Below are 14829 nucleotides of genomic sequence, written 5' to 3'. Positions count from 1 at the left end.
CATGAATACGATGATGTATGGTACACCAACTTGACGAGAAAGTAGGATGTGCTCACGCGTTTGTGGCATTGGGCCGTCAGTCGCAGCTACTACTAGGATAGCGCCGTCCATCTGTGCAGCACCAGTGATCATGTTCTTAACGTAGTCAGCGTGTCCTGGACAGTCAACGTGCGCATAGTGGCGCGCTGGTGTGTCGTATTCTACGTGTGAAGTATTGATTGTGATACCACGCTCACGCTCTTCTGGTGCGTTGTCGATTGACGCGAAGTCTTTCGCCTGACCACCGTAAGTTTTTGCTAGAACAGTAGAGATTGCTGCAGTTAGAGTTGTTTTACCGTGGTCAACGTGGCCGATTGTACCTACGTTTACGTGCGGTTTCGAACGTTCAAACTTTTCTTTTGCCATTTTAAAAATTCCTATAAAAGAAATTAAAGTCCGATCCTACGACCGGACCGAACTAAAATTACTTCACAGCGCGAGCTGCAATAATTGTATCCGCAACATGTTTAGCGGCCTCAGCGTACTTAGAAAATTCCATTGAGTACGACGCGCGACCTTGTGTTGCAGAGCGAAGATCCGTAGCATAACCGAACATTTCAGAAAGTGGAACTTGTGCATTAACTTGCTTCATACCACCGAACGAGTCTTCCATGCCCTCAATTATACCGCGGCGACGATTTAAATCGCCGACTACATCACCCATGTTTGCTTCAGGGGTAATGACTTCAACTTTCATAATAGGTTCAAGAATAACAGGGTCGGCATCAAGCGCCCCTTTCTTAAAGCCTATTGCGCCTGCAATCTTAAACGCCATTTCACTCGAGTCCACATCATGGAACGAGCCATCAAACAACGTAGCTTTAACACCCAATAAAGGATAACCGGCAAGAACACCTTGACGCATCGCTTCTTGAATGCCTTTATCAACTGCAGGGATGTACTCTTTCGGAACCGTACCACCTACAATAGCATTTTCAAACTCGTAGATTGGTGCTTCGACATCCGAAACGTCCATCGGTTCCAGTTTAAGCCAAACATGACCATACTGACCTTTACCACCAGATTGACGAACGAACTTACCTTCGGCCTCTACAGACTTACGGATAGTTTCGCGGTACGCAACCTGAGGCTTACCTACGTTACATGCCACGTTAAATTCACGTTTCATGCGATCGACGATAATTTCTAAGTGTAGCTCACCCATACCTGAAATGATCGTTTGACCAGTTTCTGGATCAGTTTCTACACGGAAAGATGGATCTTCAGCGGCTAGTTTACCTAACGCGATACCCATTTTCTCTTGGTCAGCAATCGTTTTTGGTTCAACCGCAACAGAAATAACAGGATCAGGGAATTCCATGCGTTCGAGCGTGATAACGGATTCTTGGCTACACAAAGTGTCACCTGTCGTCACGTCTTTTAAACCGATCGCGGCGGCAATATCACCTGCATGCACTTCTTTAATTTCGTCGCGATGGTTAGCGTGCATTTGCACGATACGACCAAAACGTTCTTTTTTGTACTTAACTGGATTATAAACTGCGTCACCCTGTTTAACAGTACCAGAGTAAACACGGAAGAACGTCAGTGAACCAACAAATGGGTCAGTGGCAATTTTAAATGCCAACGCCGCAAAAGGCGCATCATCACTTGCTGGGCGCGTTGCTTCAGAACCGTCTTCAAGTACACCGTCGATAGCCTTAACTTCCGTCGGTGAAGGAAGATATTCAACCACTGCATCAAGTACAGCTTGAACACCTTTGTTCTTGAAAGCACTACCAACGGTCATTGGAACGATTTCGTTCGCAAGCGTACGTTGGCGGATAGCGGCTTTGATTTCAGCTTCGCTTAACTCACCTTCTTCTAAATATTTGTCCATCAGTTCTTCAGATGCTTCTGCTGCGCTTTCAACTAAGTTGGCACGCCATTCATCCGCTAAATCTTGAAGTTCTGCTGGGATCGCTTCATAAGTGAAAGTCATCCCCTGGTCTTCTTCATTCCAGTTGATGGCTTTCATCTTAACGAGGTCGATCACACCTTTAAATTCATCTTCAGCACCAATTGGTAACTGAATTGGCACAGGGTTAGCACCAAGGCGCTTTTTAACCTGACCCACAACTGAAAGGAAATCCGCACCTGTACGATCCATCTTATTGACGAAAATCATACGCGGCACTTCATACTTGTTAGCTTGACGCCAAACAGTTTCAGTTTGTGGCTGTACACCTGATGAAGCACATAGCACAACAACAGCACCATCTAGTACACGCAAAGAGCGTTCTACTTCGATAGTGAAGTCTACGTGTCCGGGAGTATCGATGATGTTGATGCGATGCTCAGCGAACTGAGCATCCATACCTTTCCAGAAACACGTTGTCGCAGCAGACGTGATAGTAATACCACGTTCTTGCTCCTGCTCCATCCAGTCCATAGTTGCAGCACCATCATGCACTTCGCCAATCTTGTGAGAAAGACCAGTGTAAAACAGAACACGTTCTGTTGTAGTGGTTTTGCCTGCATCTACGTGAGCACAAATACCGATGTTACGGTAGCGCTCAATAGGAGTTGTACGTGCCATAGTATCCTCTTAAAGGTTCTGGGCAGATTACCAACGGTAGTGAGCGAATGCTTTGTTCGCTTCAGCCATACGGTGAACGTCTTCACGCTTCTTAACCGCAGTGCCTTTGTTGTCAGCTGCATCTAGCATTTCTTGAGCAAGACGTAGGCCCATTGATTTTTCGCTACGCTTACGAGCAGCTTCAACTAACCAACGCATGCCAAGCGCGTTACGACGCACTGGACGAACTTCAACTGGTACTTGGTATGTTGAACCACCAACACGGCGAGATTTAACCTCTACCTGTGGGCGAACGTTATCAAGTGCCGATTCAAAGATTTCTAGGTGCGACTTGCCTGATTTCTCAGCAGCCACGTCTAACGCACCGTATACGATTTTTTCAGCAGTAGATTTCTTGCCGTCTAACATTACTACGTTAACGAATTTAGCAAGAAGTTCTGATCCGAACTTCGGATCTGGAAGAATTTTACGTTGACCTATTACGCGTCTTCTTGGCATTTTATATCTCCGGTATCTTCAGGTTCGTGCTCTACACGAATTCCCAAAACAAATTTTTACTACAAATGTTTAAGTGCTTGGCCTTACTAACGGAGTGCCATTAGCCCTTAGGACGTTTAGCACCGTACTTAGAACGAGCTTGCATACGCTTGCTAACGCCAGCACAGTCAAGTGCACCGCGTACAGTGTGGAAACGCACACCAGGTAAGTCTTTAACACGACCACCACGGATTAGGATAACACTGTGTTCTTGTAAGTTGTGACCTTCACCACCGATGTATGAAGTTACTTCAAAGCCGTTCGTTAAACGAACACGCGCTACTTTACGTAGTGCAGAGTTTGGCTTCTTAGGTGTTGTTGTATATACACGAGTACATACACCACGCTTTTGTGGACAAGCTTTAAGAGCAGCTGAGTTGCTCTTAGTAACCTTGCTACGACGTGGCTTACGCACTAGCTGGTTAATCGTTGCCATTAAATAGCTCCTGATTTAATAATTACTACTGAAAAATTTAGAAATCGTACCCTATTTACTCAGATTAATTTTTTTACCGAATAAATGGGTGGCCGAATTTTAATGACCAAAGTTTAACCTGTCAACCAAAAGTATCCTTCAGAGTTCCGATATCCATATAGATGACGCGCGAAGCGGGAGTTTAGAACAAATAAAAGACAATCTGATGACAAGAAAACCGCATTAAAATCTGTTAATTAAGACCTCTCACTTAAAATGAAAGGTCTTACAACAAAAAGCCGTGGCTAAACCACGGCTTTTTCAGGATAAGGCGAGTGCCTCACTCCTTATTCGTCACTACCACCTAGAAGGTCTGCGTTTAGTGCATCTGTAAGCGCCTGAGTCGCTTCTTCCGCACTTACCGTTTGCTCAACAGGCTCTTCAGCCTCTTTGCGACGGTTGATACGCTCTTGGTGATAAGCAAAACCAGTACCTGCTGGGATCAAACGACCAACGATTACGTTTTCTTTCAGACCACGTAGTTCGTCTTTCTTACCATTTACCGCTGCTTCTGTTAGAACACGCGTTGTTTCTTGGAACGACGCTGCAGAGATAAACGATTCAGTCGCAAGTGATGCCTTCGTGATACCCATTAGCTGGATTTCAAACTTAGCAGGGATCTTGCCTTGTGCTTCTAGTTCACGGTTAGCGATGTTTACGCGTGCAACTTCTACTTGCTCGCCCGCTAAGAACATTGAATCACCACCATCTAGGATCAAACACTTACGTAGCATTTGACGAATGATTGTCTCGATGTGCTTATCGTTAATCTTTACACCCTGTAAACGGTATACTTCTTGTACTTCGTTTACGATGTAGTTAGATACGTCAGTCACACCACGAAGACGTAAGATGTCATGTGGAGATTCTGGACCGTCTGCGATCACTTCACCACGCGCTACCGTTTCACCTTCGAATACGTTCAATTGACGCCACTTAGGAATCATCTCTTCGTATGCTTCACCTTCTGCAGGCGTGATAACCAAACGTTTCTTACCCTTCGTCTCTTTACCGAAGCTTACAGTACCTGTAACTTCAGCAAGGATAGCTGGATCTTTTGGTTTACGCGCTTCGAATAGGTCAGCAACTCGAGGTAGACCACCCGTGATGTCGCGAGTTTTCGAACCTTCTTGCGGGATACGCGCCAGAACTTGACCTGGAAGTGCTGTTGCACCATCAGAAATCTCGATCGTCGTAAATGACGGAAGACGGATTTCTTGTAAACCACGTACATCGTTCTCGATGATTAGCTTAGGCTCCTTCGCGTTAACTTTCGCAAGGTCCTTAACTACCACACGGGTTAGACCTGTTAGGTCATCCGTTTGTGCTTCAGTGTTCGAGTCGTCGATATCGCTAAACGTTACTTTCGATTCATGTTCAAGGATGATTGGGTGGCTATGTGGATCCCACGTTGCTACCACGTCATTACCTTTAACTTGCGCACCGTCTTTAACAGACAATACCGCACCGTAAGGCACTTTATAACGCTCTTTCTCACGACCTTGATCATCGATTACAGCGATTTCAGTTGAACGTGATGTAATAACAATCTTGCCATCCGCATTCAATACGAATTTCGCATTGTGAAGCTTCAAGTTACCATTGTTCTTAACCTGTACACTGTTTTCTGCAGATGCTCTTGATGCCGCACCACCGATGTGGAATGTACGCATCGTAAGCTGTGTACCCGGCTCACCGATTGATTGAGCTGCGATAACACCAACTGCTTCACCCGCATTAATCAGGTGACCACGAGCAAGGTCACGACCGTAACAGTGTGCACACACACCGAAATCGTTTTCACACGTGATAACAGAACGTACAACTACTTCGTCTACTGAGTGCTCTTCTAAAAGGTCACACAGTTTTTCGTCTAGCATTACGTTACGTGCAACAAGTACGTCTTGCGTGCCTGGGATCATTACATCTTCAGCTACAACACGACCTAGAACGCGCTCACGTAATGGCTCAACAACGTCACCACCTTCAATAAGCGGCTTCATCATTAGACCATTCGTTGTACCACAGTCAGTCTCATTGATTACCAAGTCTTGCGCTACGTCTACTAGACGACGCGTTAAGTAACCAGAGTTCGCTGTCTTAAGTGCCGTATCGGCAAGACCTTTACGCGCACCGTGCGTCGAGATAAAGTACTGAAGTACGTTCAGACCTTCACGGAAGTTAGCTGTGATTGGCGTCTCGATGATTGAACCATCTGGACGGGCCATTAGACCACGCATACCCGCTAGCTGACGAATCTGAGCCGCGCTACCACGAGCACCAGAGTCGGCCATCATAAACACTGAGTTAAATGATGCTTGCTCTTCTTCTTCGCCTTTCGCGTTGATTACCGTATCTTTTGACAAGTTCGCCATCATCTCACGTGATAAGTTTTCGTTAACACGTGACCAAATGTCGATAACTTTGTTGTACTTTTCACCCGCAGTAACCAAACCTGATTGGAACTGTTGGTTGATTTCCGCCACTTCCGCTTCTGCAGCTTCAATGATAGACGCTTTCGTTGGTGGGATAACCATATCGTTAATACCGATAGAGACACCCGACTTCATCGCGTAATGGAAACCTGTGTACATAACTTGGTCAGCAAACACAACGGTGTCTTTAAGACCTAAGCGACGGTAACACTCGTTTAGTAGACCAGAAATTTGTTTCTTGCCTAGCGCACGGTTGATAAGCTCAAACGGCAAACCTTTAGGAAGGATTGACGAAAGAATCGCACGACCTACTGTTGTTTCAACAACCGCAGTGACCGGTGTTTCGATGCGTGTTTCTGCAGCAATGTGTACTTCAGAAATACGAACTTTAACACGTGCGTGTAGCTCAGCTTGACCTGTACGGTATGCTTTTTCTGCTTCTTTCGGATCTTTAAATACTAGACCTTCGCCTTTCGCATTGATGCGATCGCGCGTCATGTAGTAAAGACCTAATACAACGTCCTGTGATGGAACGATAATTGGCTCACCGTTCGCTGGAGATAGGATGTTGTTAGTCGACATCATTAGAGCACGAGCTTCTAATTGCGCTTCTAGTGTTAACGGTACGTGTACCGCCATTTGGTCACCGTCGAAGTCAGCGTTATAGGCCGCACACACCAATGGGTGTAGTTGGATCGCTTTACCTTCGATTAGCACAGGTTCGAACGCTTGGATACCCAAACGGTGAAGTGTTGGTGCACGGTTCAGAAGAACTGGGTGTTCACGGATCACTTCATCTAATACGTCCCAAACCTCAGGAACTTCACGCTCAACCATCTTCTTCGCCGCTTTGATGGTTGTCGCCATACCACGGCGCTCTAGCTTACCGTAGATAAATGGCTTGAATAGCTCAAGTGCCATCTTCTTAGGAAGACCACACTGGTGAAGACGTAAGTATGGACCAACTGTGATTACAGAACGGCCTGAGTAGTCAACACGCTTACCAAGAAGGTTTTGACGGAAACGACCTTGCTTACCTTTGATCATGTCTGCAAGCGACTTAAGTGGACGCTTGTTAGAACCTGTGATCGCACGACCACGACGGCCGTTGTCTAGTAGCGCATCAACCGCTTCTTGTAACATACGCTTTTCGTTGCGCACGATGATATCCGGCGCAGCTAGGTCTAGTAGACGCTTCAAACGGTTGTTACGGTTGATAACACGACGGTATAAGTCGTTCAGATCAGACGTAGCAAAACGACCGCCATCTAGTGGTACTAGTGGACGTAAGTCTGGTGGAAGTACTGGTAGTACAGTCATGATCATCCACTCAGGGTTGTTACCTGATTGGTGGAATGATTCCATTAACTTAAGACGCTTAGTGATTTTCTTACGCTTAGTTTCAGAGTTTACTGTTGGTAACTCTTCACGCATTTCAGCAATCAGCTGTGCAAGATCAAGCTCACGAAGTAGGTCTAGAATTGCTTCCGCACCCATTTTCGCTTCGAAGTCATCACCATGCTCTTCTAGAGAGTCTAGGTATTCTTCTTCTGTTAATAGCTGACCACGCTCAAGCGTTGTCATACCAGGCTCTGTTACTACGAATGATTCAAAGTAAAGAATACGTTCGATATCACGCAGTGTCATATCAAGCATTAAGCCGATACGAGACGGAAGTGATTTTAAGAACCAAATGTGCGCAACTGGGCTTGCCAATTCGATGTGACCCATACGATCACGACGCACTTTAGTTAGTGTAACTTCAACACCACACTTTTCACAGATAACACCACGGTGTTTTAAGCGCTTGTATTTACCACACAAACACTCATAGTCTTTCACTGGGCCGAAAATACGGGCACAGAATAAGCCATCACGCTCAGGCTTGAAAGTACGGTAGTTGATCGTTTCTGGCTTCTTAACTTCACCATACGACCATGAACGCACCATATCAGGTGAAGCAAGACCAATGCGAATCGCATCAAACTCTTCGGTCTTGTTTTGTTGCTTCAGAAACTTAAGTAAGTCTTTCACCTTAGCTCTCCTGTCGGAGGTTAATCTTGAGGGCAAGCAACGCTTGCCCCTTCATTCTTGCAGTCCGGGAAACGCCGAAGCGTTTCGGATTAAAGTTCTTCTAACTCGATGTTAATACCGAGCGAGCGGATTTCTTTCAACAATACGTTGAACGATTCCGGCATACCTGGCTCCATCTTATGGTTGCCATCGACGATGTTCTTATACATCTTCGTACGACCGTTCACGTCATCCGACTTCACTGTCAACATTTCTTGTAGCGTGTAGGCAGCACCGTATGCTTCTAGTGCCCATACCTCCATCTCACCGAAACGCTGACCACCGAACTGAGCCTTACCACCCAACGGCTGTTGAGTAACTAGGCTGTAAGAACCAGTAGAACGCGCATGCATCTTATCATCAACCAAGTGGTTAAGTTTCAGCATGTACATGTAACCTACTGTTACAGGACGCTCAAACGAATCACCTGTACGACCATCAAATAGCGTGATTTGGCCGCTTGATGGGTAGCCACCAAGTTCTAGAAGTTCTTTAATTTCAGATTCTTTTGCACCATCGAACGCAGGCGTTGCGATTGGTAGACCACCTTTCAGGTGCTCAGCCAAACGGCGAACTTCTTCGTCAGAGAATGTGTCAATGTCCACTTTCTGACGGCAATCACCTAATTCGTAAACTTTCTTCAAGAAGTCACGAATTTCAGCAAGTTTTGCCTGTTCTTTGATCATGTCTTCGATACGCTCACCGATACCACGCGCTGCTAGGCCCATGTGCGTTTCTAAGATCTGACCGATGTTCATACGTGATGGTACGCCCAGCGGGTTCAATACGATGTCTACCGGACGACCTTTTTCGTCGTATGGCATGTCTTCGATTGGTACGATGTTTGAGATAACACCCTTGTTACCGTGACGACCCGCCATTTTATCACCTGGTTGAATGCGACGTTTGACCGCTAGGTAAACTTTCACAATCTTCAATACGCCAGGTGCTAGATCATCACCTTGTGTGATCTTACGGCGTTTGTCTTCAAACTTCTTGTCGTACTCAGCTTTAACTTCATCGTACTGTGCAGCAAGTTGCTCTAGCTCAGCTTGCTTTTCTTCATCCGCAAGGCTTTGCGTCAGTAGTTTTTCAGCATTCAAGCCTTCAAGCTTCTCTTCACTCACGCCAGCTGCTACAAGTAGCGAACGAGCACGTGCGAGGATACCGCCTTCAAGAATACGGAATTCTTCGTTGAAGTCTTTCTTCGCTTCACGCAACTGCATCTCTTCAACTTCAAGCGCACGCTTATCTTTCTCTACGCCGTCACGGGTAAATACTTGAACGTCGATTACAGTACCAGATACTGAGTTTGGTACACGTAGCGAGCTGTCTTTAACGTCAGATGCTTTCTCACCGAAGATAGCACGTAGTAGCTTTTCTTCTGGAGTAAGTTGCGTTTCACCTTTAGGTGTAACTTTACCAACAAGAATATCGCCGCCTTTAACTTCCGCACCGATGTAAACAACGCCTGATTCGTCAAGCTTGCTTAGTGCAGATTCACCGACGTTAGGAATATCCGCAGTAATTTCTTCTGGGCCTAACTTCGTGTCACGAGCGATACACTGTAGTTCTTGAATGTGGATAGTCGTTAGACGATCTTGGTCAACTACGCGCTCAGATAATAAAATCGAGTCTTCGAAGTTGTAACCATTCCACGGCATGAACGCCACGCGTAAGTTTTGACCAAGCGCTAAGTCACCTAGGTCTGTTGAAGGACCATCAGCAAGTACGTCACCACGTACAACCGGCTCACCAACCATCACAGTTGGTTTTTGGTTGATACACGTGTTTTGGTTAGAACGTGTGTACTTAGTCAAGTTGTAGATGTCGATACCCGCTTCACCTGGAACGCGCTCATCGTCATTTACGTTAATTACGATACGGCTCGCATCAGCGTATTTCACTACACCGCCACGTTTTGCAACAATCGTTACACCCGAGTCTTTCGCAAGCGTTAACTCGATACCAGTACCAACTAACGGCTTATCAGCGCGTAGCGTCGGTACAGCTTGACGTTGCATGTTCGATCCCATCAATGCACGGTTAGCGTCATCGTGTTCTAGGAATGGGATAAGTGCCGCAGCCACAGAGATAACCTGCTGTGGAGATACGTCCATATACTGGATGTCTGCTTGACCCATAAACGTCGATTCGCCTTTGAAACGACATGGGATAAGCTCATCAGTAAATTCATTGTTGTCGTTCAGCGTTGTGTTAGCCTGAGCGATAACGTATTGGCCTTCTTCGATAGCTGATAAATAATCAACTTCGTCACTCACAACACCATTAACAACTTTACGATATGGTGTTTCTAGGAAACCATAGTCGTTTGTACGTGCGTATGTTGAAAGTGAGTTGATAAGACCGATGTTTGGACCTTCAGGCGTTTCGATTGGACATACACGTCCGTAGTGCGTTACGTGAACGTCACGTACTTCGAAGCCTGCACGCTCACGTGTCAAACCACCCGGGCCTAATGCAGAAATACGACGCTTGTGCGTTACTTCTGAAAGCGGGTTGTTTTGATCCATGAACTGTGACAACTGTGAAGAACCAAAGAATTCTTTAACTGCTGCTGAAATTGGCTTCGCATTGATCAAGTCTTGCGGCATAACTGCGTCAAGATCGCCAAGGCTTAAACGTTCGCGTACAGCACGTTCAACACGTACTAAACCTACGCGGAATTGGTTTTCTGCCATTTCACCAACAGAACGAATACGACGGTTACCTAAGTGGTCGATGTCATCGACTTCGCCTTTACCGTTACGGATGTCGATAAGTACCTTCATCACAGAAACGATATCTTCTTTGCTTAGTGTGCCTAGGCCTTCGTCTGTGTCATAACCTACACGGCTATTGAACTTCATACGACCAACAGTTGAAAGATCGTAGCGCTCTTCAGAGAAGAATAGGTTGTCAAACAACGCTTCTGCTGCTTCTTTCGTTGGTGGCTCGCCAGGGCGCATCATGCGGTAAATTTCCACAAGTGCTTCTAAACGATTGTTTGTTGAGTCAATACGTAGCGTTTCCGACATGTATGGACCGCTGTCTACTTCGTTGATGTACAACGTAGCGATTTGTGTGTAGCCCGCTTTTACAAGCTCAGCTAACAACTCTAGTGACAGCTCAGCGTTTGCTTCAGCGATGATTTCACCCGTTGACTCGTCAACGTAGTTTTTCGCAAGCACACGGCCAATAACATATTCGTGAGGAACTTCTAACTGTGAAATACCTAACTTTTCGATGTTCTTGATATGACGAGCCGTAATACGACGACCTGCTTCTACAAGCACTTCACCTGACGGATCTTTAATATCAAAAACAGCTGTTTCACCACGTAAACGTGATGGAACAAGTTCCATCATTACCTTGCCGCCTTGAACTTCGAACGTTGTTGTTTCGAAGAATAGGGCTAGTACTTCTTCAGTAGTGAACTCAAGAGCACGAAGAATGATAGAAGCTGGTAATTTACGGCGACGGTCGATACGAACGTAAAGGTTATCTTTTACGTCGAATTCGAAGTCTAACCATGAACCACGGTAAGGAATTACGCGCGCGTTATACAGTACTTTGCCTGACGAGTGCGATTTACCACGGTCGTTATCGAAGAACACACCAGGGCTACGGTGCAACTGAGAAACGATTACACGCTCCGTTCCGTTGATAACGAAAGTACCAGTGTCGGTCATGAGCGGAATTTCGCCCATATACACTTCTTGTTCTTTAATGTCTTTCACTGTGCCTGGTGCTTCTTTGTCCATAAGGACTAGACGCAACTTTACACGCAATGGCGCTGCGTATGTAACACCGCGAATTTGACATTCTTTCACATCGAACACCGGCTCGCCAATACGATAACTTACGTACTGGAGCTCAGCATTACCTGAGTAGCTCTTGATAGGGAACACTGAACGGAAAGCCGCTTCCAATCCGTGATCACCATCAGGGTCCGCTGCTAAGAATTTTTTATACGATTCCAACTGCATTGACAGCAAGAACGGTATGTCCAAAACTTGTGGACGTTTGCCAAAATCCTTACGGATACGTTTCTTTTCAAGATAAGAGTAAGCCATGGGGTTCCTCAGCTTGCTGATCTTTGACCCAACCTGTTCGGGTAGAACAGACATAACAGGCATCTAAGCCATGAATACAACATTTAGAGTGTTGTTCTAAATGCCACTGCTATTTTCCCTGAGACAAAAGAGCCTAACCAGTTGAAAATAATAGTGAAATTTAGCGTTTTGACCGCATTTTTGAAATGCGTCGCGCTATAGCGCAAAAAGGCCGGTGATTAAAGAATCACCAGCCCATGCCTGATTTCTCAGGCAGCGAACCTAGCTACCGCTAGATTACTTGATCTCAACAGAAGCACCTGCTTCTTCAAGTTCTTTCTTAAGCGCTTCAGCTTCTGGCTTAGAGATGCCTTCTTTAAGTACAGCTGGAGCTGACTCAACAAGCTCTTTAGCTTCTTTAAGGCCAAGACCAGTTGCGCCACGTACTGCTTTGATAGCAGCAACTTTGTTAGCGCCAGCAGCAGTAAGAACTACGTCAAACTCTGTCTTCTCTTCAGCTGCTTCAACTGGACCAGCAGCAACAACAGCAGCAGCTGCAGTTACGCCGAATTTCTCTTCCATTGCTTCAACTAGTTCAACAACTTCCATTACAGACATTGCTGCAATAGCGTCAAGGATTTGGTCTTTAGTTACAGACATTTTCATTTCCTAATTAATTATGAACCCATAGGTTCTAAAATTTGATTCTAAAAAGTGAGTGAAGGCTTAAAATTAAGCAGCTTGCTCAGCTTTTTGTACGCGTACAGCTTCAATTGTTTTACACAATTTACCAGCCGCAGCTTCTTTCATAGTGCTCATTAGGCGTGCAATCGCTTCGTCGTATGTTGGAAGCTTCGCAAGGATGCTTACGTCAACGATGTTGCCTTCAAACGCAGCTGTTTTAAGCTCAAACGCTTTGTTTTTCTTAGCGAAGTCTGTGAAAAGACGCGCTGCAGCACCTGGGTGCTCATTAGAAAACGCAATTAGGCTTGGGCCAACAAGTGCATCGTTAAGACATTCGAAGTTAGTACCTTCAACTGCGCGGCGAGCAAGTGTATTACGGACAACTTTCATCCATACACCCGCTTCACGTGCTTCTTTACGAAGTGCAGTGATAGCATCAACTGTCACACCACGAGAATCTGCAACAACTGCAGAAAGAGCACCAGTGGCAGCTTCGTTGACTTCAGCAACAATTGCTTTTTTGTCTTGAAGATTTAAAGCCATGGGTGTTACTCCTGGTTTATAGGGAAATACTTCCCAGTTCTACTTTACTCTACCGAAGCAGAGTGCTTTTTACGGCGAGAACCAGAAGATTAGGAAATCTAGCTGGGATTCACACCGTCTACGTAGGATAAAGATTAAGGCAAAGCCTCCTACGGTCTTGGACGGAAACGCAATGTATCGAATCACTATATACTAGCTTCCGACATTATGCGCTTCAACCCGAATTTGGTCTTTGTTGGAAATTACTTTCTCAACAAAATGGCGCAAAATTATAGTTCAAATTTCGCGCCATGTAAACACTCAAATTATACTTGAGCGTTTAGAGAGTTTTGGTCAACAGAAACACCAGCACCCATCGTTGTAGAGATAGTTACTTTCTTAACGTAAGTACCTTTTGCTTGAGCAGGCTTAGCCTTCTTAAGCGCAACGATTAGTGACTCAAGGTTTTGTTGAAGTTGCTCAGCAGTGAAGTCAACCTTACCGATAGTAGTATGGATGATACCATTCTTATCGTTACGGTAACGAACCTGACCTGCCTTCGCATTTTTAACTGCTTCTGCAACGTTAGGCGTTACAGTACCAGTTTTAGGGTTTGGCATTAGACCACGTGGGCCTAGGATTTGACCTAGTTGACCAACAACGCGCATTGCATCTGGAGAAGCAACAACTACGTCGAAGTTCATTTCGCCTTTCTTAACTAGTTCAGCAAGGTCTTCCATACCAACGAATTCAGCACCAGCTTCTTTCGCGACGTCAGCGTTAGCACCTTGAGTGAACACTGCAACGCGTACGTCACGGCCTGTACCGTTAGGAAGAACTGTTGCACCACGAACGTTTTGGTCAGATTTACGAGCATCGATACCAAGGTTAACAGCAACGTCAACACTCTCAACGAATTTAGCTGTTGCTAGTTCTTTAAGAAGAGCTACCGCTTCGTTGATTTCGTAATCTTTAGTCGCATCAACCTTTTCACGGATTGTGCGCATACGCTTAGTTAATTTAGCCATTCTATTAGTCCTCTACGTTCAAGCCCATTGCACGTGCAGAACCTGCGATCGTGCGTACCGCTGCTTCAAGATCAGCAGCTGTTAGATCTGGACGTTTAGTCGCTACGATCTCTTCAAGTTGAGCACGTGTAACTGTACCCACTTTCTCAGTGTTTGGACGCTTAGAACCAGACTTGATGCCAGCAGCTTTCTTAAGAAGGTAAGACGCTGGAGGAGTCTTCATAGAGAATGTAAATGAACGGTCACCGTACACTTCGATTACAACTGGAACTGGTGCGCCTTTTTCCATAGCTTCTGTACGTGCGTTGAACGCTTTACAGAATTCCATGATGTTCACACCACGTTGACCTAGTGCAGGACCTACTGGTGGACTTGGGTTAGCCATACCAGCGGCAACTTGTAGCTTGATAATAGCTTCAACTTTCTTAGCCATGATAATACC

Annotated in this window: 10 protein-coding genes (1 of these 10 running past the window's edge); all 10 read right to left on the bottom strand. The window is 45.6% G+C overall.

Annotated elements, in window-relative coordinates; translation table 11 throughout:
• Window positions 1-405, bottom strand: partial view of an elongation factor Tu gene (tuf, locus tag J5O05_RS11770; RefSeq protein WP_208841814.1) — the 5' end (the start) only. 780 nt of this gene lie to the left of the window's left edge; 405 of the gene's 1185 nt are visible here — the first part of the coding sequence; the start codon lies at window positions 403-405; the stop codon falls past the left edge of the window.
• 58 nt (window positions 406-463) lie between these two features.
• The gene (fusA, locus tag J5O05_RS11765; protein ID WP_208842208.1) at window positions 464-2578 is read right to left on the bottom strand and encodes an elongation factor G; all 2115 of its coding nucleotides are present in this window, start codon (window positions 2576-2578) and stop codon (window positions 464-466) included.
• 27 nt (window positions 2579-2605) lie between these two features.
• Window positions 2606-3076, bottom strand: coding sequence for a 30S ribosomal protein S7 (rpsG, locus tag J5O05_RS11760; protein ID WP_040649843.1), 471 nt, complete (start codon window positions 3074-3076; stop codon window positions 2606-2608).
• A 100-nt stretch (window positions 3077-3176) separates the two neighbouring features.
• On the bottom strand, window positions 3177-3551 hold the full coding sequence (gene rpsL / locus J5O05_RS11755; protein WP_208842207.1) for a 30S ribosomal protein S12: 375 nt from the start codon (window positions 3549-3551) through the stop codon (window positions 3177-3179).
• Between the two features lie 326 nt (window positions 3552-3877).
• Window positions 3878-8059 carry a DNA-directed RNA polymerase subunit beta' gene (gene rpoC / locus J5O05_RS11750; RefSeq protein ID WP_208842206.1) on the bottom strand — a complete coding sequence of 1394 codons (4182 nt, stop codon included), beginning with the start codon at window positions 8057-8059 and terminating at the stop codon, window positions 3878-3880.
• 89 nt (window positions 8060-8148) lie between these two features.
• Window positions 8149-12174 carry a DNA-directed RNA polymerase subunit beta gene (gene rpoB, locus J5O05_RS11745; protein WP_208842205.1) on the bottom strand — a complete coding sequence of 1342 codons (4026 nt, stop codon included), beginning with the start codon at window positions 12172-12174 and terminating at the stop codon, window positions 8149-8151.
• Between the two features lie 276 nt (window positions 12175-12450).
• A complete protein-coding gene (rplL, locus tag J5O05_RS11740; protein ID WP_208842204.1) occupies window positions 12451-12813 on the bottom strand; it encodes a 50S ribosomal protein L7/L12 in 363 nt (120 codons plus the stop codon).
• A gap of 72 nt (window positions 12814-12885) precedes the next feature.
• A complete protein-coding gene (gene rplJ / locus J5O05_RS11735) occupies window positions 12886-13380 on the bottom strand; it encodes a 50S ribosomal protein L10 (RefSeq protein WP_208842203.1) in 495 nt (164 codons plus the stop codon).
• Between the two features lie 305 nt (window positions 13381-13685).
• On the bottom strand, window positions 13686-14387 hold the full coding sequence (gene rplA / locus J5O05_RS11730) for a 50S ribosomal protein L1 (RefSeq protein ID WP_208842202.1): 702 nt from the start codon (window positions 14385-14387) through the stop codon (window positions 13686-13688).
• 4 nt (window positions 14388-14391) lie between these two features.
• Entirely contained in the window at window positions 14392-14820 is a 429-nt protein-coding gene (gene rplK / locus J5O05_RS11725; protein WP_208842201.1) for a 50S ribosomal protein L11, read from the bottom strand.
• Between the last annotated feature and the right edge of the window lie 9 nt (window positions 14821-14829).

This window comes from Pseudoalteromonas xiamenensis, assembly GCF_017638925.1.
In the GTDB taxonomy this organism is placed as follows: Bacteria; Pseudomonadota; Gammaproteobacteria; order Enterobacterales; family Alteromonadaceae; genus Pseudoalteromonas; species Pseudoalteromonas xiamenensis.
This window is presented reverse-complemented; position numbering and strand designations above follow the sequence as displayed.

What these genes read in the sequence shown, in the direction of transcription:
- fusA (WP_208842208.1), bottom strand. Translation starts at nt 2,578, where the DNA reads ATGGCACGTACAACTCCTATTGAGCGCTACCGTAACATCGGTATTTGT.
- rpsG (WP_040649843.1), bottom strand. Translation starts at nt 3,076, where the DNA reads ATGCCAAGAAGACGCGTAATAGGTCAACGTAAAATTCTTCCAGATCCG.
- rpsL (WP_208842207.1), bottom strand. Translation starts at nt 3,551, where the DNA reads ATGGCAACGATTAACCAGCTAGTGCGTAAGCCACGTCGTAGCAAGGTT.
- rpoB (WP_208842205.1), bottom strand. Translation starts at nt 12,174, where the DNA reads ATGGCTTACTCTTATCTTGAAAAGAAACGTATCCGTAAGGATTTTGGC.
- rplL (WP_208842204.1), bottom strand. Translation starts at nt 12,813, where the DNA reads ATGTCTGTAACTAAAGACCAAATCCTTGACGCTATTGCAGCAATGTCT.
- rplJ (WP_208842203.1), bottom strand. Translation starts at nt 13,380, where the DNA reads ATGGCTTTAAATCTTCAAGACAAAAAAGCAATTGTTGCTGAAGTCAAC.
- rplA (WP_208842202.1), bottom strand. Translation starts at nt 14,387, where the DNA reads ATGGCTAAATTAACTAAGCGTATGCGCACAATCCGTGAAAAGGTTGAT.
- rplK (WP_208842201.1), bottom strand. Translation starts at nt 14,820, where the DNA reads ATGGCTAAGAAAGTTGAAGCTATTATCAAGCTACAAGTTGCCGCTGGT.